Origin of the sequence: Actinomadura geliboluensis, assembly GCF_043197915.1 — a bacterium.
In the GTDB taxonomy this organism is placed as follows: Bacteria; Actinomycetota; Actinomycetes; order Streptosporangiales; family Streptosporangiaceae; genus Spirillospora; species Spirillospora geliboluensis.
This window is the reverse complement of record NZ_JBICUA010000011.1, coordinates 89542-111501: the sequence shown is the minus strand read 5'-3', so window position 1 is coordinate 111501 and position 21960 is coordinate 89542. Positions and strand designations below refer to the sequence as shown.

26 protein-coding genes are annotated in these 21960 nt (G+C 75.5%); 8 read left to right on the top strand and 18 right to left on the bottom strand.

From position 1 onward, the window contains the following. Nucleotides 1-43 precede the first annotated feature (43 nt). The gene (locus ACGFI1_RS31955; protein WP_392790801.1) at nucleotides 44-604 is read left to right on the top strand and encodes an FxsA family protein; all 561 of its coding nucleotides are present in this window, start codon (nucleotides 44-46) and stop codon (nucleotides 602-604) included. 28 nt (nucleotides 605-632) lie between these two features. On the opposite strand, the gene ACGFI1_RS31950 is transcribed toward ACGFI1_RS31955, so the two are convergent. From ACGFI1_RS31950 to ACGFI1_RS31940, 3 genes are read right to left on the bottom strand one after another with little or no spacing between them, the layout of a single operon-like run. Further along, nucleotides 633-1418: an ABC transporter permease gene (locus tag ACGFI1_RS31950; protein ID WP_392790798.1), complete on the bottom strand. Its 786-nt coding sequence runs from the start codon at nucleotides 1416-1418 to the stop codon at nucleotides 633-635. Continuing rightward, on the bottom strand, nucleotides 1415-2878 hold the full coding sequence (locus ACGFI1_RS31945; protein WP_392790796.1) for a hypothetical protein: 1464 nt from the start codon (nucleotides 2876-2878) through the stop codon (nucleotides 1415-1417). The genes ACGFI1_RS31950 and ACGFI1_RS31945 overlap by 4 nt, the downstream gene beginning before the upstream one ends. Continuing rightward, nucleotides 2875-3801, bottom strand: a complete 927-nt coding sequence (locus ACGFI1_RS31940; RefSeq protein WP_392734905.1) for an ABC transporter ATP-binding protein — start codon at nucleotides 3799-3801, stop codon at nucleotides 2875-2877. Before ACGFI1_RS31940 ends, ACGFI1_RS31945 begins: the two co-directional genes overlap by 4 nt. A 136-nt stretch (nucleotides 3802-3937) precedes the next feature. On the opposite strand from ACGFI1_RS31940, the gene ACGFI1_RS31935 reads away from it, so the two are divergent. Together ACGFI1_RS31935 and ACGFI1_RS31930 are read left to right on the top strand one after the other, a co-directional pair. Next, nucleotides 3938-4930 carry a sensor histidine kinase gene (locus tag ACGFI1_RS31935; protein ID WP_392790793.1) on the top strand — a complete coding sequence of 331 codons (993 nt, stop codon included), beginning with the start codon at nucleotides 3938-3940 and terminating at the stop codon, nucleotides 4928-4930. Next, nucleotides 4927-5589, top strand: coding sequence for a response regulator (locus ACGFI1_RS31930; protein WP_392790790.1), 663 nt, complete (start codon nucleotides 4927-4929; stop codon nucleotides 5587-5589). Before ACGFI1_RS31935 ends, ACGFI1_RS31930 begins: the two co-directional genes overlap by 4 nt. 81 nt (nucleotides 5590-5670) lie before the next feature. Here the strand turns inward: ACGFI1_RS31930 and ACGFI1_RS31925 are convergent, their stop codons facing one another. The 3 genes from ACGFI1_RS31925 to ACGFI1_RS31915 all read right to left on the bottom strand — a co-directional run bounded on the left by ACGFI1_RS31925 (nucleotide 5671) and on the right by ACGFI1_RS31915 (nucleotide 7322). Continuing rightward, nucleotides 5671-6015, bottom strand: a complete 345-nt coding sequence (locus tag ACGFI1_RS31925; protein WP_131945145.1) for an RNA polymerase-binding protein RbpA — start codon at nucleotides 6013-6015, stop codon at nucleotides 5671-5673. Between the two features lie 141 nt (nucleotides 6016-6156). Then, a complete protein-coding gene (locus tag ACGFI1_RS31920; protein WP_138641388.1) occupies nucleotides 6157-6762 on the bottom strand; it encodes an ATP-dependent Clp protease proteolytic subunit in 606 nt (201 codons plus the stop codon). Next, complete coding sequence (locus ACGFI1_RS31915) at nucleotides 6759-7322, bottom strand: ClpP family protease (RefSeq protein ID WP_386866753.1); 564 nt, start codon at nucleotides 7320-7322, stop codon at nucleotides 6759-6761. Before ACGFI1_RS31915 ends, ACGFI1_RS31920 begins: the two co-directional genes overlap by 4 nt. Nucleotides 7323-7485: 163 nt before the next feature. Between ACGFI1_RS31915 and ACGFI1_RS31910 the strand changes: the two genes are divergently transcribed. Next, on the top strand, nucleotides 7486-7770 hold the full coding sequence (locus tag ACGFI1_RS31910; protein ID WP_392790788.1) for a type II toxin-antitoxin system Phd/YefM family antitoxin: 285 nt from the start codon (nucleotides 7486-7488) through the stop codon (nucleotides 7768-7770). A 44-nt stretch (nucleotides 7771-7814) separates the two neighbouring features. Here the strand turns inward: ACGFI1_RS31910 and ACGFI1_RS31905 are convergent, their stop codons facing one another. Next, on the bottom strand, nucleotides 7815-8786 hold the full coding sequence (locus ACGFI1_RS31905) for a GlxA family transcriptional regulator (protein ID WP_392790786.1): 972 nt from the start codon (nucleotides 8784-8786) through the stop codon (nucleotides 7815-7817). 89 nt (nucleotides 8787-8875) lie between these two features. Between ACGFI1_RS31905 and ACGFI1_RS31900 the strand changes: the two genes are divergently transcribed. Then, nucleotides 8876-9694: a dienelactone hydrolase family protein gene (locus ACGFI1_RS31900; RefSeq protein ID WP_387066716.1), complete on the top strand. Its 819-nt coding sequence runs from the start codon at nucleotides 8876-8878 to the stop codon at nucleotides 9692-9694. Here ACGFI1_RS31900 and ACGFI1_RS31895 read toward each other — a convergent pair. The 3 genes from ACGFI1_RS31895 to ACGFI1_RS31885 are packed head-to-tail and all read right to left on the bottom strand — an operon-like array spanning nucleotide 9691 to nucleotide 12295. Further along, the gene (locus ACGFI1_RS31895) at nucleotides 9691-10755 is read right to left on the bottom strand and encodes a dipeptidase (RefSeq protein WP_392790783.1); all 1065 of its coding nucleotides are present in this window, start codon (nucleotides 10753-10755) and stop codon (nucleotides 9691-9693) included. The two genes, ACGFI1_RS31900 and ACGFI1_RS31895, sit on opposite strands and share 4 nt — an antisense overlap. 48 nt (nucleotides 10756-10803) lie before the next feature. Continuing rightward, nucleotides 10804-11484, bottom strand: coding sequence for a hypothetical protein (locus ACGFI1_RS31890; protein WP_392790781.1), 681 nt, complete (start codon nucleotides 11482-11484; stop codon nucleotides 10804-10806). Nucleotides 11485-11494: 10 nt separating this feature from the next. Then, on the bottom strand, nucleotides 11495-12295 hold the full coding sequence (locus ACGFI1_RS31885) for a glycerophosphodiester phosphodiesterase (RefSeq protein ID WP_392734891.1): 801 nt from the start codon (nucleotides 12293-12295) through the stop codon (nucleotides 11495-11497). Between the two features lie 115 nt (nucleotides 12296-12410). Here ACGFI1_RS31885 and ACGFI1_RS31880 point away from each other — a divergent pair, with 115 nt between their 5' ends. Next, nucleotides 12411-12632 carry an EF-hand domain-containing protein gene (locus tag ACGFI1_RS31880; protein WP_301177175.1) on the top strand — a complete coding sequence of 74 codons (222 nt, stop codon included), beginning with the start codon at nucleotides 12411-12413 and terminating at the stop codon, nucleotides 12630-12632. A 6-nt stretch (nucleotides 12633-12638) separates the two neighbouring features. Here ACGFI1_RS31880 and ACGFI1_RS31875 read toward each other — a convergent pair whose 3' ends face one another. From ACGFI1_RS31875 to ACGFI1_RS31840, 8 genes are all read right to left on the bottom strand, one after another. Continuing rightward, nucleotides 12639-14474, bottom strand: coding sequence for an MFS transporter (locus ACGFI1_RS31875; protein ID WP_392790778.1), 1836 nt, complete (start codon nucleotides 14472-14474; stop codon nucleotides 12639-12641). Between the two features lie 151 nt (nucleotides 14475-14625). Next, nucleotides 14626-15426: a rod shape-determining protein gene (locus ACGFI1_RS31870; protein WP_386865662.1), complete on the bottom strand. Its 801-nt coding sequence runs from the start codon at nucleotides 15424-15426 to the stop codon at nucleotides 14626-14628. Then, nucleotides 15426-15776 carry a TraR/DksA family transcriptional regulator gene (locus ACGFI1_RS31865; protein WP_301177172.1) on the bottom strand — a complete coding sequence of 117 codons (351 nt, stop codon included), beginning with the start codon at nucleotides 15774-15776 and terminating at the stop codon, nucleotides 15426-15428. The genes ACGFI1_RS31870 and ACGFI1_RS31865 overlap by 1 nt, the downstream gene beginning before the upstream one ends. Before the next feature lie 140 nt (nucleotides 15777-15916). Beyond that, entirely contained in the window at nucleotides 15917-16486 is a 570-nt protein-coding gene (locus ACGFI1_RS31860; protein ID WP_392790775.1) for a TrmH family RNA methyltransferase, read from the bottom strand. Continuing rightward, on the bottom strand, nucleotides 16483-17097 hold the full coding sequence (locus tag ACGFI1_RS31855) for a class I SAM-dependent methyltransferase (RefSeq protein WP_386865665.1): 615 nt from the start codon (nucleotides 17095-17097) through the stop codon (nucleotides 16483-16485). Before ACGFI1_RS31855 ends, ACGFI1_RS31860 begins: the two co-directional genes overlap by 4 nt. A gap of 96 nt (nucleotides 17098-17193) precedes the next feature. Continuing rightward, nucleotides 17194-18141: a VWA domain-containing protein gene (locus ACGFI1_RS31850; protein ID WP_301177169.1), complete on the bottom strand. Its 948-nt coding sequence runs from the start codon at nucleotides 18139-18141 to the stop codon at nucleotides 17194-17196. Then, entirely contained in the window at nucleotides 18138-19211 is a 1074-nt protein-coding gene (locus tag ACGFI1_RS31845) for a DUF58 domain-containing protein (protein ID WP_392790773.1), read from the bottom strand. Before ACGFI1_RS31845 ends, ACGFI1_RS31850 begins: the two co-directional genes overlap by 4 nt. Continuing rightward, complete coding sequence (locus ACGFI1_RS31840) at nucleotides 19208-20221, bottom strand: AAA family ATPase (RefSeq protein ID WP_301177167.1); 1014 nt, start codon at nucleotides 20219-20221, stop codon at nucleotides 19208-19210. Before ACGFI1_RS31840 ends, ACGFI1_RS31845 begins: the two co-directional genes overlap by 4 nt. 113 nt (nucleotides 20222-20334) lie before the next feature. Between ACGFI1_RS31840 and ACGFI1_RS31835 the strand changes: the two genes are divergently transcribed. Continuing rightward, complete coding sequence (locus tag ACGFI1_RS31835; protein ID WP_392790771.1) at nucleotides 20335-21222, top strand: hypothetical protein; 888 nt, start codon at nucleotides 20335-20337, stop codon at nucleotides 21220-21222. Nucleotides 21223-21297: 75 nt separating this feature from the next. Further along, nucleotides 21298-21945, top strand: coding sequence for a LysE family translocator (locus ACGFI1_RS31830; protein ID WP_386865671.1), 648 nt, complete (start codon nucleotides 21298-21300; stop codon nucleotides 21943-21945). Nucleotides 21946-21960: the final 15 nt, after the last annotated feature.

The window sequence follows — 21960 nt, the reverse complement described above, 5'->3', positions numbered from 1 at the left end:
GTTGTTCTAGGGGAGAGGGACACCCCGAACCGAAGATGAGGCCATGCCGCTGCTGCTGATCGTCCTGGGAATCCTGGCCGTGCCCGTGCTGGAGATCCTCGTGATCCTCCAGGTCGGCGCCGCGATCGGCGGCTGGGCCACGGCCGGGCTGCTGGTCGCCGAGGCCGTGCTCGGCGCGTGGCTCGTCCGGCGGGAGGGCCGCCGCGCCTGGGGCGCCCTGAACGACACCCTGCGCAGCGGCGTCCTGCAGGACCGCGAACTCGGCGACGCCGCGCTGGTCATGGCCGGCGGCATGCTGCTGCTGTTCCCCGGCTTCCTCACCGACGTCCCCGGGCTGCTGCTCGTGCTGCCGTTCACCCGCCCCCTCGCCCGCCGGGCCCTGTCCCGGTTCGCCGAGCGGCGGATGCGGGCGGCCGAGGAGCGCGCCGCCACGGTGTTCCCGCCCGGCCTCGGCGGCACCGGCTTCGACCCGTTCGGCCGCGGCCCCGGGCCCGAGCGCGTGGAGACCCCGCCGGGACCGGTGGTCCGCGGCGAGGTCATCCACGAGGACGGCGCCCGGGAGCAGGGCGTGCGCGGGGACGACGACACGGCGTCCCGCGCCTGACCGCGGCCCTGCTTGACCGCGGAGCTGCTCAGGCGTCCCGCAGCGCGAACAGCGCCCAGCCCGCCAGCAGCGCCGCCGCCGCGTAGCACGCCATCACGCCGAGGCCCGCCCACGGCCCGATCGGCAGCCGGTCCAGCCCGCGCGTCGCCTGCACCGCCAGGCCCGCCGTCATGGGCGCTGCCTTCTCCAGCCGCTCCTGCCAGGTGTCGCTCGCGGTGAGCCGGGTGAGGACCGGCACGATCCACAGCAGCGCCAGCACCGCGGTGATCGCCGCCGCCGGCTCGCGCAGCGCCGTCCCCGCCCCGAGCGACAGCAGCGCCACCAGGACCAGGTACAGCACCGTGCCGGCCGCGGCCCGCGCCGTCGGGCCGTCCAGCGGGGACAGCGGCGGATACCCGTTCGCCTCCGTGAACCCGTTCCCGGGCAGCAGGCCCCGCCCCGCCGCCAGCGACGCCAGCACCCCGGCCGTCCCGGCGGCGGCCACCGCGCCCGCGACCACGGCGGCCTTGGCGGCCAGCACCGCGGCCCGCCGCGGCACCGCCGCCAGCGTCGCCGCGATCGTCCCGGTGGCGTACTCGCCGCCGACCGCGAGGACCCCGAGCACCACCGCCGCGACCTGCCCGATCTGGACGCCCGACAGCGCCAGCTTGGGCGTGTCCTCCATGCAGCCGGCGGGGCTGGTGCAGTGCGAGGTGTCGACCGACCCCGTCACGGCGGCGCCCACGGCCGCCGTGAGGCCCGCCAGCGCCAGCAGCACCCACCAGGTGCTCGGCAGCGTCCGCAGCTTCGTCCACTCCGCGTGCACCGCCCTCATGCGTCCCGCCGCCTCAGCAGCCACGCCGCCAGCGCCAGCGCCGCCGCCGTGTACGCGCACAGCACCCCGAACCCGGCCCACGGCGCGATCGCCCGGTCGAACCGCGTGACGGTCTGCTGGATCGCGAACCCGGCCGCCGGGGTGGCCCGCTCCAGCCACCGCGCCGCCGACAGCGGCAGCGCCGTCGCGACGATCTGCGGGACGAGCAGGAGCAGCAGCACGAGCGTGATCGCGGGCGCGCTGCGCCGCACGATCACCGCGACCGCCAGCGAGAACACCGCGATCACCGCGAGCAGCGCCGCCGTGCCGAGGACCGCCCGCAGCACCGCGCCGTCCGACAGCGGCGGCGGCGCCAGGCCGTGCGAGCGCAGGACCGGCCCGGCCAGCAGGACCGCGCCGAACGCCGCCGCCAGCCCGGCCGCCAGCGCCGCCAGGCCCACCACCACCGCCTTGGCCGCCAGGACCCGGCCGCGCCGGGGGCTCGCCGCGAACGTCGTGCGCAGCAACCCGCGCCGGTACTCGGCCGTCATGAACAGCACCGCGAGCGCGACGATCGCCGCCTGCCCGACCAGCACGCCGGTGAGGGTGGTCTTGGTGATGTCGTCGGCGAACAGGTCGGGGCCGATGTCGCCCGTCCCCTTCAGCGTGAACGCCCCGCCGGCCTGGGTGCGCCCGTCCGCGTCCGGGTCGGCGGCGGGCCCGCCCGGCGCCCCCCGGTCCCGCCAGGACGCTCCCGGCGCCGCCGGAGACACCGCCACGTGGTCGAACGTCGCCCGGGTGGCGCCCGGCTCACCGGACACGCTCTCGCCGCCGAACTGGCGCCGCACCTCCACCTGGTCGGGGACGGCCACGACCATCCCCGCCAGCGCCTGCCGCGGCAGCCCCTCCAGCCGCACCGAGCCGACCCGGTGCCAGGAGCGCCCGTCCGCCGAGTCGTAGCCCGTCACCGTCGCGCCGGACCGGGCCAGCTTCAACCAGCGCGGCGCCACGGCCGTCCCACCGCCCGCGCCGCCGCTCTCGTACCCGGTCTGCAACCGGACGCCGTGGCCCGGCGTCACCACCAGCGCCGCGTACGGGGTGCCGCGCTCGGCGCTGCCCCGGATCATCAGCCCGGCCTTCGCCCAGGCGCCGCCGCCCTCCTGCGCGGCGACCCGCGCGACGACCGCGCCGTCCCCGGCGAGGGGCAGGTAGGTGAAGTGGCCCAGGTCGAACGTGCCGGACGAGTGCTCGGCCGCCGGCCCGCCGCCCGGCCCGCCCGCCCCGGTCGACTCGCTGCCCGCCGCCGACAGCAGCGCCACCAGCACCGTCAGCAGCACCGCCGCCGGCAGCGTCAGCATCCACCGGGGGACGGTCCGCAGCTTGGTCCACTCCGCCAGCAGCAGCCGCCCGAACCCGTCGCGCGCCTCCGCCCGCACGGTGCTGCGGTACACCGTGCCCGCCTCCGGCGCCGGGGCGCTCACCGCGCCTCCCGCCCGGTCAGGGCCTGGAACTCCACCGCGTCCCGCGTCAGCTCCATGTACGCCTCCTCCAGCGACGCCCGGTGCTCGGAGATCCCGCTGAACCCCACCCCGGCGCCGGTCAGCAGCGCGATGATCCGCTCGGCGGGCAGACCCGCGACCGTCACCGAGTCCCGCCCCGCCGCCACCGTGGCGCCCGCGCGGGCCAGCACCGTCATCGCCTCCTGCCGCTCGGCGGTGCGCAGCTCCACCCGCCCCCCGGACGCCGCCGCCAGCAGGTCGGCGACGCTGGTGTCGGCGATCAGCCGGCCCCGCCCGATCACCACCAGGCGGTCGGCGCCGCCCTCCAGCTCGCTCATCAGGTGGCTGGACACCAGCACCGCCCGCCCCTCGGCGGCCAGCGACCGCAGCAGCCCCCGGATCCAGGTGATCCCCTCGGGGTCCAGGCCGTTCACCGGCTCGTCGAACATCAGCGCCGGCGGGTCCCCGAGCAGCGCGGCGGCGATCCCCAGCCGCTGCCGCATGCCGAGCGAGAACCCGCCCGCCCGGCGCCGCGCCGCACCGCCCAGCCCGGCCAGCTCGATCACCTCGTCCACCCGCCGCGCCGGCAGCCCGTTGGCGTGCGCCAGCCAGCGCAGATGGTCGCGGGCCCGCCGCGACGGGTGCACCGCCGCCGCGTCCAGCATCGCCCCGAGGCGGCACAGCGGCGTCCGCAGCGACCGGTACGGCCTGCCGCCGACGAGCGCCGCACCGGCGTCCGGCCGGTCCAACCCCATGATCATCCGCATGGTGGTGGACTTCCCGGCGCCGTTCGGGCCGACGAACCCGGTGACCTGACCGGGCGCGGCCGTGAACGACAGGTCGTCCACGGCGACGGCGGCCCCGTACCGCTTGCGCAGGCCCCGCACTTCGATGGTTGCGTCCATGACCCGGCAGGCTACGGACCGCCGCGGGCCCGCGTCGTCCCGCCGCGGAGGCGTCTTGGGCGGCGGGGGACGGGGGACGCGGGGTCCCCCTCGGGAGGGACGCCGCCGCGCCGCCGTCCACGCCACAATGGCGTGCGTGGGGGAGACCGACGGGTGGCCGCGATGGCCGGCGGCCGGCGCCTGCCTGGCCGCGGCGGGCGTGGCGGAGGCCGTCCTGCGCACCCACGGCTCCGGCGTGGTGCTGTCCCTGGCGATCGCCGTGGACGTGTGCGCGACGCTCCCGCTGGCCGCCGTCCGCGACCGGCCCGGCGCGGCCGCCGCCGTGATCACCGTCGCCGCGGCCGCCGCGTGCGCCCTGCACCGCGGCCCCGCCGTCGCCGCCCTGACCGCCCTGGCCACCGTGTGGACGGTGCTGCTGCTGCGGCGGATCCGGCGGCGCCGCGCCGCCGCCGCCGCGCTGGCCGCGTCCCGCCGCGCGTTCGAGAGCACGCTCCTGGAGCACACCGCGCGCGGCGAGCGCGCCCGCATCGCCCGCGAGCTCCACGACGTCGTCGCCCACCACATCTCGATGATCTCCGTGCAGGCCGAGACGGCGCGGCTCGCCGTGCCCGGCATGCCCGCCGAGGGCGCCGAGCGGCTGCTGGCCATCGGCGACACCGCCCGCACCGCGCTCACCGAGATGCGCCGGCTGCTCGGCGTGCTGCGCGAGGACGCCGGCGCCGAACCCGACCGCCGCCCGCAGCCGGGCCTGCGGCAGCTCCTCGACCTCGTCGACCAGACCCGCGAGTCCGGCGCCGGCGCGGTCCGGCTGATCGTCCGCGGGGACGTCGCCGCCCTCGACCCCGGCCTGGAGCTCGCCGCCTACCGGATCGCCCAGGAGGCGCTGACCAACGCCCGCAGGCACGCCCCCGGCGCCGCCGTCGACGTGGAGATCGACTACGCGCCGGGCGCGCTGCGGGTGACCGTCCGCGACAACGGCCCCGGCCCCGCGCGGGCGGACGGATCCGCCGGGCACGGGCTGCTCGGCATGCGCGAGCGCGCCGCCGCCGCGGGCGGGGAGCTGCGCACCGGCCCCGGGCCGCTCGGCGGGTTCCTGGTCGAGGCCGTCCTGCCGGTGGAGGCGCCGTGACCGTGCGCGTGGTGGTCGCCGACGACCAGGAGGTCGTCCGCGCCGGGTTCGGGGCGCTGCTCGGCACCCAGCCGGACCTGGCCGTCGTGGCGACCGCGTCCGACGGCGCCGAGACGGTCCGGGCGTGCCGCGAGCACCGGCCCGACGTCGTGCTGATGGACGTGCGGATGCCCGTCATGGACGGCATCGAGGCCACCCGCCGCGTCACCGCCGAATCCGACCCGCCGCGGGTGCTGATGCTGACCACCTTCGACCTCGACGAGCACGTCTACGCCGCCCTCGTCGCCGGGGCCAGCGGCTTCCTGCTCAAGGACGTCACCGCCGAGCGGCTGTTCGACGCCGTCCGCGTCGTCGCCGCCGGGGACGCGCTGCTCGCCCCGGCCGTCACCCGCCGCCTCATCGGCGAGTTCGCCCGGCTGCGGCCCCGTCCGCCCGAGCCGGACGTCCTGGACGCCCTCACGCCCCGCGAGACCGACGTGCTGCGCCTGGTCGCCGCGGGCCTGTCCAACGCCGAGATCGCGGGGCGCCTGGTGGTGGGGGAGGAGACGGTGAAGACGCACGTCAGCCGGATCCTGCGCAAGCTCGGGCTCCGCGACCGGGTGCAGGCCGTCGTCACCGCCTACGAGAGCGGCCTCGTCCGGCCCCGCACGGGCCGCTGAGCGCCGGACCCCGGACATGGCAAGGGCCCGCACCGGCCGCCCGGTGCGGGCCCTTCCCACCGAAGATGAATCCCCCGTCCGCTAGGCGGACCTCCTGCGCCCCGCCCGCAGGATCTCCAGGCGCTCGGCGAGGACCTCCTCAAGGTCCTCGACGGTCCTGCGCTCCATGAGCATGTCCCAGTGGGTCCGCGGCGGCTTGCCCTTCTTGGCTTGGGGCAGCTCGCCGTCGACCCGCAGGGCGGTGGCGCCGCAGTTGCGGCATTCCCAGGTCATCGGCACCTCGGCCTCGGCGGCGAGCGTCACGGTGAACCGGTGGCCCTTCGTACAGGTGTAGTCCACCTCTTGCCGAGGGGCCAGATCGGTGTTGCGATCATTCTCGTAGCTCGTCGCTCCGAGTCGGGTGCCGCGAAGTGCGCGCTCGGCCATCGTCACGTGCCTCCCAGACGGCTTGCGGTCTTGCCCTCACCAACGCTGAACACCGTGACAAGATTCCCCCCGCCGGGGTGATCCAACCCTGCCGTTTCCGGCCGCGGCCCGCCGCGGGCGCGCGGACCGGGGCCCGCGGCCCTACCCGCGGCCGTCCAGGACCGCGTCGATCAGCCCGTACTCCTTGGCCTCCGCCGCGGTGAAGTACCGCTCCCGGTCCAGGTCGCGGCGCACCGCCGCGGCGTCGCGGCCGGTCGCCTCCGCCAGGATCGCCTCGGTCTGCGCCCGCAGCCGCAGCACCTCCCGCGCCTGGATGTCCAGGTCGGTGGCGTAGCCGCGGGACACCTCGACCTCCGGCTCGTGCAGCAGGATCCGCGCGCCCGGCAGCGCCTGCCGGCGGCCCGGCGAGCCCGCCGCCAGCAGCACCGCGGCCGCCGACCCGGCCTGCCCGACGCAGGTCGTCTCGATCTCGGGCCGGACGTAGCGCATCGTGTCGCAGATCGCGAGCATCGCCGTCAGCGACCCGCCCGGCGAGTTGATGTAGAGGGAGATGGGCCGGTCGGCGTCCATGCCCTCCAGCGCCAGCAGCTGCGCGGTGACGTCGTTGGCGCTGGTGTCGTCCACCGGCGCGCCGAGGAAGACGATCCGGTCCTCGAACATCCGGTTGTAGGGGTTGGTGTCCTTGCGGCCGTAGCTCGTCCGCTCCTCGTACTCGGGGACGAGGTACCGCCGTTCCGCCCTTGTCATGTGCCCACCCGGTCGGTGCTGTCGATGACGTGGTCGACGAAGCCGTACTCGCGGGCCTGCTCGGCGGTGAACCACCGGTCCCGGTCGCCGTCGGCCTCGATGCGCTCCAGCGGCTGCCCGGTGTGCACCGCGGTCAGCTCCGCGAGCGTCCGCTTGAGGTAGAGCGACTGCTCGGCCTGGATCTTGATGTCGGACGCGGTGCCGCCGATGCCGCCGTGCGGCTGGTGCATCATCACCCGCGCGTGCCGCAGCGCGTACCGCTTGCCCGGCGCCCCGGCGCACAGCAGCGTCTGACCCATGGACGCCGCCATGCCCATCGCGACGGTGGATATGTCGTTCGGGACGAACTGCATCATGTCGTAGATCGCCATGCCGGCGTCCACGACCCCGCCGGGCGAGTTGATGTACAGCGTGATGTCGCGCCGCGCGTCCTGCGCCGCGAGCAGCAGCAACTGCGCGTTGATGCGGTTGGCGACCTGGTCGTCGACCTCGGTCCCGAGGAACACGATCCGCTGCGCCAGCAGCCGCTCGAACAGCTGCGCGTCCGCGATCCGCGGCATGTCCGCCACCGCCGCCCGCGACCTCCCCACGAACGTCTCCACCCGCCGCTGACCGCTCATGCGCCCTCCTAGGTCATCTGTACAGTACGTACAGATGGACAGTAATCTCGGGGAAGAGGGGCCGCCAGGCGAGGACGGCGAATTTCGCTATACGATGAATCACGTGGAAGTTCCGGTGACCGAAGCACGTGCCGAGTTCGCGGACCTGGTGAACCGGGTCGCCTACACGGGCGAGCCCGTCAAGCTGACCCGCCGCGGCAAGGTGATGGCCGCGCTGGTCTCCCCGGAGGACCTGGAACTCCTCGAGGCGATCCGCGCCCAGCGCCACGACCTCCAGGTAGGCGGGACGGTCCCGCCGGGCCAGCCGTCCCGGCCCGCGGAGCGCCCCCGGCCCCAGCCGCCGATGCGCATCGCCGCCGAGTACCGCCCCCCCGGCTTCAACCGCTGACCCCACCCCGGCGGTCCGTGCGCGCCCTGCCACGTGGGCGCCCGTCAGGCCGTCCGGCGCCGGAAGGCGGTGCGGTAGTCGCGCGGGCGCCGCCCGGTGTGCCGGGCGAAGAGAGCCGAGAAGGTTCCGGGGTCGCGGTAGCCGACCGCGGCGGCGATGGCGGCGACGGTGCCGTCCGTGGTCTCCAGGAGGTGGCGGGCGCGCCGGACCCGGGAGGTCTGCAGGTACTCCAGCGGGCTCTGCCCGGTCTCCTGCGCGAAGCGGCGCAGCAGCGTCCGGGTGCTGACCTGGAAGGCCTCCGCCAGTGCGGCGAGGTCGTACCGGGCGGCGAGGTTCTGGTCGAGCCACCGCATGACCCTGCGGGAGAACTCGTGCCCCGGCCGCGGGAGGAGCCCGGCGTCGACGTAGGGGGCCTGGGACGACCGTGCGTCGTCGACCAGCGCCACCCGCGCGGTCCTCCGGGCCACGCCTGCGCCGCTGTGGCGGCGGATCAGCTCCAGCGCGAAGTCGTACATGGCGCTGAAGGCGGCGGTCGTCGTCACACCCGCGTCGGTGACGACCAGCCGTTCGGGCCGGACGTCGGCGTCCGGGCAGCGCCGTGCCAGCTCGTCCGCGAAGAGCCACGCCGTCGTCGCCCGCCGCCGCTCGAGCAGGCCCGCTTCGGCCAGCAGGAACGCCCCGACGCAGATCGCGACGACGGCCCCGCCCGCGGCGGCGTGGGAGCGGATCGCCGCGATCTCGGGGGTCAGCGACGCCAGTTTCGCGTCCACGTCGAGGCCGGGCGCGAGTTCGAAGCCGGGCACGACCAGGACGTCGACGGCGCGCAGCGGGGAGACCGCCAGCACGGTGCCGCCGGACGCGGCGACGCGGCGGCGGGGCGAGACGACCGAGACCTCGTAGCCGTCGCGTCCGGGGCCGGCGATGTGCGCGGCCATCGTCAGGAGGTCGGGGACGCCGAACACCTCCGACGCGAAGCACTCCGGATAGGCCAGCACCCCGACTCGCAACGCGCTCATCCCCGCCTCCTCTTCGCTGGCGAGATTACCCCTGTGAATGGCGATCCGGCCTATCCCGGTGCGAGGGGGCGACGGTCCAGGCTTGTCCCATGAACGCGACCAACATGAGTCTTGACGACGCGATCACGGACTTCTCCCGCCGGCGGGTGGACGTCGACGGGGTGGTGAAGACGGTGTACGTCTCCGGGGACGGGCCGGGCGTCGTACTGATGCCGGAGATGCCCGGCATCAGCCCGGACGTCCTGCGGCTGGCGCGGTGGGTGCGGGACGGGGGGTTCACCGTGTACGTGCCCTCGCTGTTCGGCGCCGACGGGGCCTACCCCACGGCCGAGGGCGGGCAGGAGGTCGTCCGCCGCGCGTGCGTCAGCGCCGAGTTCCGCGCCTTCGCCGGCGGCGGCAGCAGCCCCGTCACCGCGTGGCTGCGCGGCCTCGCGCGGCAGGCGCACGGCGAGTGCGGCGGCCCGGGAGTGGGCGCGATCGGCCTGTGCTTCACCGGCAACTTCGCCCTGACGATGACGCTCGAGCCGTCCGTCATCGCGCCGGTGGTCAACCACCCCTCGCTGCCCTTGGACGACCCCGCGGGCCTCGAGATCAGCGACGAGGACGCCCGCGCCGTGCGGGAGCGCGTCGAGCGCGACGGGCTCACGGTCCTCGCCTACCGGTTCGACAACGACCGCTGGTGCACCGGCCAGCGCTTCGCCGCCTACCGGAAGCTGCTGGGCGACGCGTTCGACGGCCGCGTCCTGCCGGGCGGCGCCGCCAACACCGACCCGCCCCCGTTCTTCCGCGACGTCGTCCAGACCCCCCACAGCGTCACCACCGCCCACCTGGTCGACGAGGACGGCCACCCCACCCTGCGCGCGAGGGACGAGATCATCGCCTACCTGACCGCCCGCCTGCACCCCTAGGCGGGGCGGCCCAGTTCCTTGCGGAAGAGGTGGTGGACGTTCTCGCCGAGGATCTTGCGGATGTCGGGCTCGGTGTGGCCGCGGCGGAGCAGGGCCTCGGTGACCAGGGGGAGGCCGCGCGGGCCGTCGAGGCCGGGGACGACGGCGTTGACGTCGAAGCCGGCCAGGGCGCTCATGTCCTCGCAGCAGGGCGGGGTGAGCTCGTGGGTGACCTCGCGGATGAAGTCGGGGCCGAGGCCGACGTGGTCGATCCCCGCGACGGACGCCACGTGCTCGATGTGGTCGACGAGGCGGTCGACGGTGTAGCCCTCGGGGTCGGCGCTGAGGAAGCCCGCGACGAAGTTGACGCACACCACCCCGCCGGTGGCGGCGATGCCGCGGAGCTGGTCGTCGGTGAGGTTGCGGTGGTGGTCGCGCAGCGCGCGGGCCGAGGAGTGGGTGGCGATGACCGGGCGGGTGGCGAGTTCCAGGACGTGGGCGACGCCGGCGGCCCCGAGATGGGAGACGTCGAAGACCACGCCGAGCCGCTCCAGTTCGGCCAGCGCGTCGACGCCGGCGGCGGTCAGGCGGCTGCCGGTGGCGTCCTCGCCGCTGCCGTCGGCGAGCGGGGTGCGGCCCCAGTGCGCGATCGAGGCCACCCGGACGCCCAGCCGGTGCAGGGTGGAGAACAGTTCCACGTTCGCGTCGAGGCCGGGGGCGCTCTCCAGGGCCAGCACCAGGGCGATCTTGCCGTCCGCGAGCGCCCGGTCGATGTCCTCGCCGTTCCGGCACAGGCTGACCTCGCCGGCGTTGCCCTCGGCCAGGACGTGGGCGGCCTCGACCATCCGGAGGGTCTCGCGCAGCGCGCCCTCCGGCCGGAACCGGTCGTCGATGAAGACCGGGAGGACCTGCAGGTCCACGCCTCCGTCGCGGAGCTGGGGGAGCCAGCGCTCCCGGAAGAACCCGGCCCACTGCGCGGGCGGGCGGGCCGCCACGGCCATCAGCAGATCGTTGTGGGTGTCGGCGACGACGGCGCGGTGGTGGAGGTCGGCGGACATCTCGATCCCTTCTGTGCCGGACATGCGCAGCCTATGGCCGGTGCCGCGGGGCGCGGGTCAGGGGGCCGCGGGTCAGGGCGCCGCGGGCTCCGGGGGCGGGAGGTAGGGGCGGAAGTGGTCGGCGACGAGGTCGGCGACGGCGGCGGCGTCGCGGGTGCCGTCGACCTCGATGACGCGGACGCCCAGGCGGCGGGCGGAGCGGACCGCGTCCGCGGCGACGAGGCGGTCGCGTTCGAGGCGGTTGGCCTGGGCGCGGGCGGGGTCGCTGAGGTCGTGGCCGAGGGCGGCGGCGCGGGGGAGGGTGCGCTGCTGCCGGTCGCGGAACTCCTCGGTGGGGACCATGACGACCATGCGGCGGGGCGAGCCGGCGACCGGGACGACCAGTTCGGGGCGCAGCCCCCAGCCCTCGGCGATCACGGGGCGTCCGGAGACGAGGGCGCGCAGGTCGTCCAGGGCCCATTCGAACCGGACGGGGAAGCCGGCGAGGGTCTCGGCGGCCATGGCCTGCGGGGTGGTGTCGACCCAGGCGGCCTCGGGGTCGGGGCCGGCGGGCGGTTCGCCGAGGCGGACGCGGCGGGCGATGCGGCGGTCGTTGTGGCCGCGGGCGTCGTGGTAGTCGTAGCGGTAGGCGGTCAGCCCGTGCCGGACGGCCAGCAGCCGGGCCACGGTGGACTTGCCGGCCCATTGCCCGCCGCCGATCCACAGGGCGCGGGCGAGCGTGCCGGACGGGTCCCCGGCGTCGTCTCCTGGCACTGGGGCCTCCTCAGGCGGTGCCGTGGGGCCACAGGCCGCGGGCGGACATGATGCGGCGGAGGCTCAGCAGTTCGTCGGTCATGATGCCGTCGATGCCGAGGTCCAGGAGCCGCTCCATGGCGGCGGGGTCGTTGACCGTCCAGGCGTGGACCTGCAGCCCGAGCCGGTGGGCGTGGTCGATGAACGCCTCGGTGACGAACGGGACGGGCCCGAGGCCGTAGGGGACCTGGGCGCAGGCGACGCCGGTGGCGGCCAGCCGGACGAGCTTGGCGGCGGGGCCGCCGTAGGAGCGGGCGCGCAGCGCCATCACGCCGCGGGGGCCGAGCGCCATGCACACGTCGCGGCCGGTGAACAGGGGGAGGCGGGCGCGCATCTGGGCCAGGCGGCGGGTGGAGAAGGAGGTGATGCACACCCGGTTCCAGGCGGCGGTGCGGTGCAGCGTCGTGGCGAGCGGGCCGATGACGTGGGCGTCCTTGAGGTCGATGTTGACGCGGGCGTCGGGGAAGGAGCCGAGGACCTCCTCCAGGCGGGGGATGGGCTCGGTGCCGGCGATGCGGGCCTTGGCGACCTCGGTGTAGGGCAGCCGGGAGATGGTGCCGGTGCGGTCGGTGACGCGGTCGAGGGTGCGGTCGTGGAAGGCGACGACGACGCCGTCGGCGGTGGCGTGGGCGTCGGTCTCCAGGTAGCGGTAGCCGAGGTCGGCGGCGCGCTGGAAGGCGGCCATCGAGTTCTCGGGCCGTCCGGCCGCGCCGCCGCGGTGGGCGAAGGGGATGGGGCCTTGGTGGTCGAGGAACTCGTACGAGCGGCGCACCCCTCCGATTATGGCGGACGCGTCGATCAGCCTTGACCTTACTGCGTAAAGGGCGGGGGCGGGTGCCGCGGTGCTACGGTCGCCCCGCAAAATCGATCAGCGAAGGAGCACCGGCATGGCGGACGTGAACGACTACAGGGCGACGTTCGAGCTCGTGGACGTCGACGGCGACGGCTACATCTCCACGGCGGAGCTGAAGAACCTGATGACCAAGCTCGGCCAGGACGTGACCGAGACGCGCGCGGTGGAGGTGGTCGTGGCCGCCGACGCCAACCGCGACGGGAAGATCTCCCTGGAGGAGTTCACGGCGCTGATGGAGGGGACCGCCCGGTCCTGACCCGGGTCAGCCAGGCAGCCGCCGGATCTTCAGGGCGTTGTCGGTGCGGGTCATGGTGCGTCCGTCCGGGGCGGTCTGGACCCGCTCGTGCTCGCCGCTGAGCAGCACCTCCCACGCGCCGTCGGGGAGTTCGAGCGAGGCCAGCACCTCGTCGGGGGTGGGCAGGTGCACCTCGGGGTGGGCGTCGGGGTCCCAGGGCGGCGGCCCGGCGTGCCCCACGACCAGCAGGACGCCGCCGGGCGCGACGGCCGCGGCGGCCGCCCGCAGGACGCGCTCGCGGGGCATGGTCGTGGGGGAGTGCAGGAACTGGGCCGAGACCAGGTCGAACTCCCCTTCGGGGAAGGACTCGGCCAGGTCGCGGCGCTGGAAGTCGACGCGGTCGGCGACGCCCTCGTCGCGGGCGTGGCGTGCGGCGCGTTCGACGGCGACGCCGGAGACGTCGACGGCGGTGACGCGCCAGCCCCGCCGGGCGAGCCAGATGGCGTCGGCGCCCTCGCCGCAGCCGAGGTCCAGGGCGGTGCCCGGAGCGAGATCGGCGACCTCGCGGACGAGGACGGTGTTGGGGTTGCCGCTCCAGATGCGGTCGCTCTCGGCGTAGCGGGAGTCCCAGAACTCCTGGCCGGTGGTGGTGTCGTCCATGGGTCGATGGTGCGCGATGGCCGCCGGTTCCGGCGAATTGCTTTGCCGTTCCCGCAAAAGGGGCAGGAGCGCGGCGGCGGCCAGGGCGGGCGCGGCGGCGAGGACGTAGCAGAGCGGCAGGGGGAGGGCGTCCAGGTACACGCCGGTCACGGCCGTCCCGCTGGCGGCGCCGAGGTTGAGCGCGGTGTTGACCCAGGCGGCCGCGCGGGTGCGGGCGTCGGGCGGGGCGGTCGCGTCGGCGAGCAGGTAGGCGGCGGTCAGGACGGGGCTGATGAACAGTCCCGCGACGCACGCCACCGCCGTCAGCGCGAGGGTGGAGGGGGCGAGGCCCGCGGCGGCGAGGGCGGCGCCGAGCGGGAGGAGGAGCAGGGCGAGCCGGCCGCGTCCGGGCGGGGTGCGGCTCAGCGCGCCGTAGGCGAGCCCGCCGGCGGCGCTGCCGGCGGCGAGTGCGGCCTCGATCCAGGCGACCGCGGCGGGCTGGTGGTGCTGCCGGGTGAACGCGACGGCGAGCAGGGCGGTGGAGCCCAGGACGACGCCGGTGGACGCGGCGGCGAGGCACGGCGCGAGGGGGATCGCGGGCCGGCGGCGGCCGGTGCGGGCCGCGTGCCGCCGGGGCCGCACGGCCGGGGAGGTGACCAGGCCGAGGGTGCCGGCGGCGATGAGGGCGGCGCTGAGCGCGATGCCGAGGGCCGGGTGGGCGGCCGCGGCCAGCAGCCCGGCGAGCAGCGGCCCGGTGACGAACACGAGCTCTTCGCAGACGGTGTCGAGGCTGTAGGCGCGGCGCAGGAGCGGCCCGTCCGGCAGGAGGGTGTTCCAGAGGGTCCGCATGACCACGCCGAGCGGCGGCATGGTGGTGCCGGCGGCGAGGGTGAGCGCGGTGAGCAGCGGGAGCGGCGCGCCGGGGCGCCAGGTGAGGGCGGCCAGGGCGAGCAGTGCCAGGCAGTAGCCGGCGGCCATCGGCGGGAGGGTGCGGCGCGGGCCGTGCCGGTCGATGAGCCCGGCGCGCAGGGGCGACAGGACGGAGACGGTGAGGCCGTTGAGGGCCATGAGGGCGCCCGCGCGGGCGTAGGAGCCGGTGGAGGCGGTGAACGCCAGCGTCAGGGACAGGAAGACCGTCCCGTAGGACAGGCGTCCGACCAGGGCGAGGGAGAAGGTGCGGAAGGCGTGGGGTGCGCGCAGGACGGCCGCGTACGACGGTGCCACGGAAGGTGTTCCTCATCGGGAGGCCCGCGGTGGGGCGGTTCATGGGGACGCCGGAGGCCGCCGCGCCGAGGCGGCGGCGTCGGGGCGTCCTACGCACGGATGAGGAACTGCACGGGCCGATCGTAGCGTGCCGGTGCGGGGGTGCGGCCGGTCAGGCCCGGGCGAGCCGCCACAGGTCGGGGGACCGGCAGGCGCGGGCGAGGCCGCGGATGGTGGCGCGCGCGGGGTCGCGGGCGATGGTGACGGTGAGGCTCATCTCGGCGGTGAGGCGGCCGGGCAGGGACGGCAGCCGGGCGCCGCCGCCGGTGAGCAGGAGGCCGCCGTCGCGGGCGGTGCGGCGCAGCGGGGCGGGCAGGTCGGCCAGCAGGTGCTGGACGCTGCCCGGGAGGCGCTCGCGGACGTACTCGGGCAGCCGGGGCACGGCGTGCCCGGCCTGCCGGTCGGGGACGTACTGGATGGAGCGGGCCAGGTGCACGCGGCCGCGCATGATGACGGCCATCTCGACGATGCCGGCGCCGATGTCGAGGATGAGGCGGGGCCGGGGGTCGTCCATGCCGATGCCGGCGCCGATGGCGGCGGCCAGGGGCGCCTCCATGGTGCGGACGGGGCAGCCGGCGGCCGCGCGGACGGCGGTGGCCGCGCGGCCGAGCTGGGCGCCGCTGGCGGCGGCGGGCACGGCGAGCAGGATGTGGCGGAGCCGCAGGTCGGGCCCGGCCTCCTGCAGCGTGCGGCGGGTGAGCCGGGTGCAGGCGCCGGCGTCGGTGACGATGCCGTGCTCGATGGGGCGTGCGGGGGCGGTGCGGCGGCGCCCGGTGGGGGCCGGGACGTGGTCGCCGACCGCGGAGGGGCGGTCGACGATCACGTCCAGGGCGGGCACGCTGGCGCGGATGCGGCTGGTGCCGAGGTCGAGGGCGGCGCGGGCGCCGCCGGGTGCCGCGGTGGTGGCGGTCATCACCGCCGTCGCTGCTGGCAGGCCACGCAGCGGCGGGCGTAGGGGATGATCTCCAGGCGGCCCTCGGGGACGGGCTTGCCGCAGTCCTCGCACAGGCCGTAGGTGCCGGCGTCGAGGCGGCCGAGGGCGGCGTCGATCTCCTCCAGGTTGCCCTGGAGGGTGCCGCGGCGGGCCATGGCGGCCTCGTCGGGGGCGCTGGGGCCCTCGCCGTCCAGGAGGCCGAGTTCGGCGATGCGGTTGCGGCGCTCGCGCTCCAGGAGCTCGCGGGCCTGCCGTGCCGCCGCGCCGCCCGGCGGGTAGCCGCCGGAGGCGTCGCCGACCGCGCCGTTGACCGCGCCGTTGACCGTCATCGCAAGGGGCTCCCTTCGGTCGCCTGGGGAAAGTACGTGGCGAACCTCCACCATGGGGCAAGGGGGCAGCGCCCACCATGGGGGCGGGCACCCATTTACGGGGGGTGGGAGGGTGCAGACGGCCGGGCCGGGGGCGCGGGTCAGGAGCTCCATTCGCGGCGGCGGGCCTCGGCGAGGGCGATGGCGGTGGCGACGGCGACGTTGAGGGAGCCGACGCGTCCGATCTGGGGGATGTAGGCGACGGCGTCGGCGGCGGCGAGCAGGGCGGGGGAGCAGCCGTGGTCCTCGCCGCCGACGGCGAGGCAGACGTCGCCGTCGAGGGGGGCGTCGTGCAGGGGGACGGCGTCGGCGGTGAGTTCGACGGCGACGAGGCGCAGGCCCTCCTTGCGGACGGCGGCGGCGGCCTCGGCGGGGGTGCCGGCGTGCTCCCAGGGGACGAGGCGGTCGGTGCCGAGGGCGGTCTTGGCGACGCCGCGGTGGGTGGGGGGCGTGGCGTTGCCGGCGAGCCAGAGGTGTTCGACGCCGAACACGGCGGCGCTGCGGATGATCGAGCCCATGTTGAACGGCTGGGTGACGGACTCGACGAGCAGGCCGAGGCGGGCGTCGGTGCGGCGGCGCCAGTCGCGGTTGAGGCGCTTGACGTCGGTGGCGCGCAGCTGCCGGCGGCCCGGGGCGGGCTCGGGGGTGCTCTTCGGGTCGCGGGTGGTCATCGGGTGGTGCCTTCCGTGCGGGACGTGACGCGCAGGACGCGGTAGGCGGACCGGGAGGCGATCCGCTCGGTGGGGAAGCCCTGGCCGGTCAGCCACCGCTGCAGGGAGTCGGAGCCGAGGTGCTTCTGGACGACGAGGTGGGCGGTGCCCTCGGGGGTGAGGCGGGGGAGCCAGGTGAGCAGGAGGTCGTGGAGGGCGGCCTTGCCGATGCGGATCGGGGGGTTGGACCAGAGCGCGGTGAAGCGCAGCGCGGGGTCGATCTCGTCCGCCAGCCTGAACCTTACATTGTCAAGGCCGGCGGCTTTGGCATTGCCCTCAGCGATCTCCAACGCCCGCCGGTTCACATCCACACCCCAGACAATCCCCGACGGGGAACGCTTTGCCAGGGTGAGGGCGATGGGTCCGTAGCCGCAGCCGAGGTCGAGGAGGTCGCCGTGCTGCGGGGGCGGTGGGACGGTCTCCAGCAGCACGCGGGTGCCGGGGTCGACCCGGTCGGGGGAGAAGACGCCGCTGTCGGTGTCGAGCCGCAGGTGCAGGTCGGGCAGGACGAGGTCGACGGTGCGGCGCCGGCTGGCGGCGCCTGGCCGCTCGGCGAAGTAGTGATCCCCCACGTCCGCCGACGCTATCAGTGCGGACGCGGCGCCCGAGCCGCTCGGGCGGGCGGTCAGGCGGGTGGTCAGGCGGGTGGTCAGGCGGGCGGCGAAACGTCAGGGCAGGCGGGAGAACCAGGCGAGGGAGGCGCCGCCGGCGGCGAGGGCGAACAGCAGCGCGATGCCGATGTAGCGGGCGGCGACGTCGCGGTGCTCGATCCGGAAGCCGAGGGAGGTGCCGATGTTGCCGTAGACCTCGTCGAGCTGGCCGGCGTCGGCGGCCTCGTAGGCCTTGCCCTCGGTGCTGTCGGCGAGGGTCTTGAGCGTCTCCTTGTTGACCGAGACGCTGGTGGTCTCGCCCTCGATGTCGACGGTGCCGTAGGGGGTGCCGAACGCGATGGTGGAGACGGGGATGTGGGCGACGCGGCTGGCGTCGACGGCCTCCTGGACGGAGCGTCCGGTGGTGTTGTCCCCGTCGGACAGCAGCACGATGTGGGCGGGCGGTGGGTCCTGGCTGGCCTCGGCGTCGAAGGACCGGACGGCCTGCAGGGAGGTGAAGACGGCCTCGCCGATGGCGGTGCGCTTGGCCAGGGCGAGCTGGTCGAGGGAGGCGATGGCGGCGGCCCGGTCGGCGGACGGCGCGGCGACGAGGTTGGCGTTGCCGGCGAAGGCGACGACGCCGACGTTGAAGCGGCTGGGCAGGTCGCCGATGAACTTCTTGGCGGCGGCCTTGGCGGCGTCGAAGCGGCTGGGGGAGACGTCCCTGGCCATCATCGACAGCGACACGTCCACGGCGACCATGATGGTGGCGCGGTCGCGGGGGACCTTCACGGAGGAGGCGGGCCGCGCGAACCCGACCATCATCAGCAGGATCATGATGAGGAACAGGCCGGCGGCGACGTGCCGGCGCCAGCCCGGCCGCCGGGGGGCGACCTGGGACAGCAGCGCCAGGTTGGTGAAGCGGACGGCGTACCTGCTGCGGCGCAGCTGCAGGACCGTGTAGGCGGCGGCCAGCAGCGGCAGGAGGCCGAGGAGCCAGAGGCGTTCGGGTGACAGGAAGGTCATGGGCGCACTCCCGCGGTGGTGAAGGGCCGGCCTGCGGCGCGGCGCTGGCGGAGGGCGAAGCGTGCGACGTCGGCGATCCAGTCGCGGTCGGTGCGCAGGACGAGATGGTGGGCGCCGCTGCGGCGCAGGGCGGTGCGGTTGCGCTCGCGCTGGGCGGCGGCCGCGGCGGCGTACCGCTCGCGGGTGCGGCGGCTGAGGACGATCTCGTGGACGGTCCCGGTCTCGGGGTCGGCCATCTCGACGAGTCCGACGTCGGGGAGGTCGAGTTCGCGGGGGTCGATGATCTCGATGGCGAGGACCTGGTGGCGGGCGGCGAGGCGGCGCAGCGGGCGTTCCCAGTCGGGCTGCCCGTGCGGGCCGGGGTCGGCGGGGCCGGTGAGGGGGTCGGTGCCGTCGGGGGCGAGGAAGTCGGAGATGACCACGCGCAGGCCGCGGCGGGTCTGGCCGCGGTCGAGGGAGGTGATGGCGGCGGCGAGGTCGCGGGGGGCGGTGGGGCCGGTGCGGGAGCCGGGGCCGTGTCCGGCGGACTGGGCGTCCAGGACGGACTGCAGGAGGGCGTAGAGGGCGGCCTTGCCGGTGCGGGCGGGCCAGCGGCGCATGCCGTCGGTGTGCAGGAGGTAGGCGCCGGCGCGGTCGCCGAGGCGGACGGTGAGGAAGCCGACGGCGGCGAGGGCGGCGACGGCGAGGTCGCGTTTGATCATGGTGCCGGTGCCGAAGTCCATGCTGGGGGTGAGGTCGACCAGGGACCAGGCTTCGAGTTCGTGGTCGGCGACGAGGTCGCGGACGTGGGGGGTGGTGGTGCGGGCGGTGACGGCCCAGTCCATGTGGCGGACGTCGTCCTCGCCGGGCTGGTAGAGGCGGGCTTCGGCGAGTTCGGTGCCGGGGCCGGGGAGCAGGCCGAGGTGCTCGCCGTTGAGGAGGCCGTCGAGGCGGCGGGTGACCTGGAGTTCCAGGCGGCGCAGGGTGCGTTCGGGGGCGAGGTGGGCGAGTTTGCCCCCGCTCCCGCCGCGGCGTCGTGCGGGGGCGTGGCCGGCGGCGTGGTGCGCGTGGTCGGCGCGCCGCGGGCTCATGCGGTGGTCACCGCCGCGGCTCCGTGGTTCCAGACGACGCGGGGCGGGGGGACGGCGGCGAGGATCTGGGCGATGACGTCGGCGGGGTCGATGCCGTCGGCGAGGGAGTCGAAGGTGAGGACGAGGCGGTGGGACATGACGTCGCCGGCGACGGCGCGGACGTCGTCGGGCAGGACGTAGTCGCGTCCGGACAGCAGGGCGAGGGCGCGGGCGGCGGAGACCAGGCCGAGGGTGGCGCGGGGGCTGGCGCCGATCTCGATGACGCCGCGCAGGTCGGGCAGGCGGTACTGCTCGGGTTCGCGGGTGGCCATGACGAGCCGGACGATGTAGTCGGCGATGAGTTCGTGGACGGAGACCTCTTCGGCGGCGCGCTGCAGGCCGGCGAGGCGTCCGGTGTCGAGGAGCTGGGCGGCTTCGGGCGGGTCGACGCTCATCCGCTGGAGGATCTGGAGTTCCTCGTGGGCGGCGGGGTGGTGGACGTCGATCTTCATCAGGAAGCGGTCGCGCTGGGCTTCGGGGAGGGGGTAGACGCCTTCGGACTCGATGGGGTTCTGGGTGGCGAGGACGATGAAGGGCTTGGGGAGGGGGTAGGTGCTGCCGCCGAGGGAGACCTGGCGTTCGGCCATGACCTCCAGGAGGGCGGACTGGACCTTGGCGGGGGCGCGGTTGATCTCGTCGGCGAGGACGAAGTTGACGAAGACGGGGCCGAGTTCGACGTCGAACTGCTCGGTGGAGGGGTGGTAGATGCGGGTGCCGACGATGTCGGAGGGGACGAGGTCGGGGGTGAACTGGAGGCGGGCGAAGGTGCCGCCGACGACGCGGGCGAGGGTGCCGACGGCGAGGGTCTTGGCGACGCCGGGGACGCCTTCGATGAGGCAGTGGCCGCGGGCGAGGAGCGCGACGATCATGCGTTCGACCATGTGGTCCTGGCCGACGATGACTTTTTTGACCTCGGTGAGGGTGTTCTGCAGGAGCGCCGCGGCCTCGTCGACGTCGGTGGCGATGGTCATGGTGGGAGTCCCCTCGCTGTCCCTGGTGGGCCTGTCCGTCGGGTGCCGGTGGGCGTGTTACGACCCTACGCGATCACTTGTACCCGTTCGTTCGGGATACGTGCGCTCGGGCGATGATCGGTTCAGGGTGCCGCGGCGGGGGCGCGCTGGTGGGCGGGTTGCCGGGCGTGTCGGTGTCCTGGGGCCGAGTGCGGGGCTTGGTTGTTAGTGTTGCGGCCATGTCGAGGCCGTTGCCGCCGGGTGATCCTGTTCAGCTGGGGCCGTTCCGTTTGTCGGCGCGTTTGTCGGAGTCGGCCGCCGGGATCGTGTTCCTGGGGGTGGACGGTGAGGGGCGGCGCGCGAGTGTGGCGGTGCTGAACCGCGGTGCGGCGGGTGATGCGGCGGCGCGGGACCGGTTCCGTGCGGCGATCAACGCGGCGGTGCCGGCGGCGGGTGGTGTGCCGGGCCGGGGGCCGGGGGAGGCCGCGGGCGGGACGGGTGGTCAGGCGCCGGTGGTGGCGGCGCATCCGGATGGTCCGGCGCCGTGGGTGGCGACGTTGTACGAGCCCGATCGGGTGGGGGCTGAGCGTTTCCTGGAGCCGGTGGTGTTCCAGGGGCCGGGGCGTGCGTGGTGGGGCGGGCGGCGGCGTGGTCCGCAGTTCCAGCCGTACTGGCTGGGGTCGGGGGAGCCTGCGTTGGAGGCGCCGCGGCCGGGTCCGGCGGCGCCGGTGCCGGGCGGGGTGCCGGCGGGGGAGCGTCCGCCGGAGCGCAATCTGGTGGCGGCGGTGGTGGCGTTGGCGGCGGCGCTGCTGGTGCTGGCGTTGCTGATGGCGGTGCTGTTCGCGTGCCAGCCGACGGCGGAGGAGCCGCCGCCGACGCCTCCGGAGCCGACGCCGACGTTCCAGCAGCCGTCGCGGTCGCCGACGCCGTCGCGGTCTCCTTCGGGGCCGCCGCGGTCGCCGTCGAGTCCGCCGACGCCGTCGCCGTCGGGTACGGGAGGGGATGACGGCGCGCCGCTGTGATCGTCTGCCCGCCGGGGGCGGGCGGGGTGGGGTTTGGCGTTGCGCGGGTTGGTGCGGGACGGCGAGCATGGGCGGATGGTGGAGAGTCTGCTGGCGTTCGCGGGTGCGGCGGTGCTGATCGCGATGGCGCCGGGGCCGAGCACGGTGGTGATCATGCGTGAGTCGGTGCGGTCGGGGCGCCGCGGCGGGCTGGCGGTGGTGCTGGGGAATGAGGCGGGGGTGCTGGTGTGGGGGTTGGCGGCGGCGGTGGGGTTGTCGGCGCTGCTGGTGGCGTCGCGGTTGGCGTATGAGGGGTTGCGGGTGGCGGGTGCGGTGGTGCTGGTGTGGTTCGGGGTGCGGGCGTTGTGGCGGGCGCGGCGCGGCGGGGCGTCGGTTGGGGCGCCGGAGGGGTTGGAGGGTGTGGAGGGTGGGGGTGCGGGGTTGTCGGGGTGGCGGTGTTTCCGGTTGGGGCTGGTGACGAACTTCGCCAATCCGAAGGCGGGGGTGTTCGCGGTGTCGTTCCTGCCGCAGTTCGTGCCGGACGGGTGGGCGGTGGGGTGGACGCTGGTGGGGTTCTCGGTGCTGTGGGCGCTGATCGACTTGGCGTGGTACGCGGTGGTGGTGTGGGTGGTGGGGGCGGCGCGGCGGGTGCTGGGGCGGCCGGGGGTGCGGCGGCGGTTGGAGCAGGTGTCGGGTGTGGTGCTGGTGGGGTTGGGGGTGCGGTTGGCGGTCGAGGCGCGGTGACGGCACTGGGCGGTA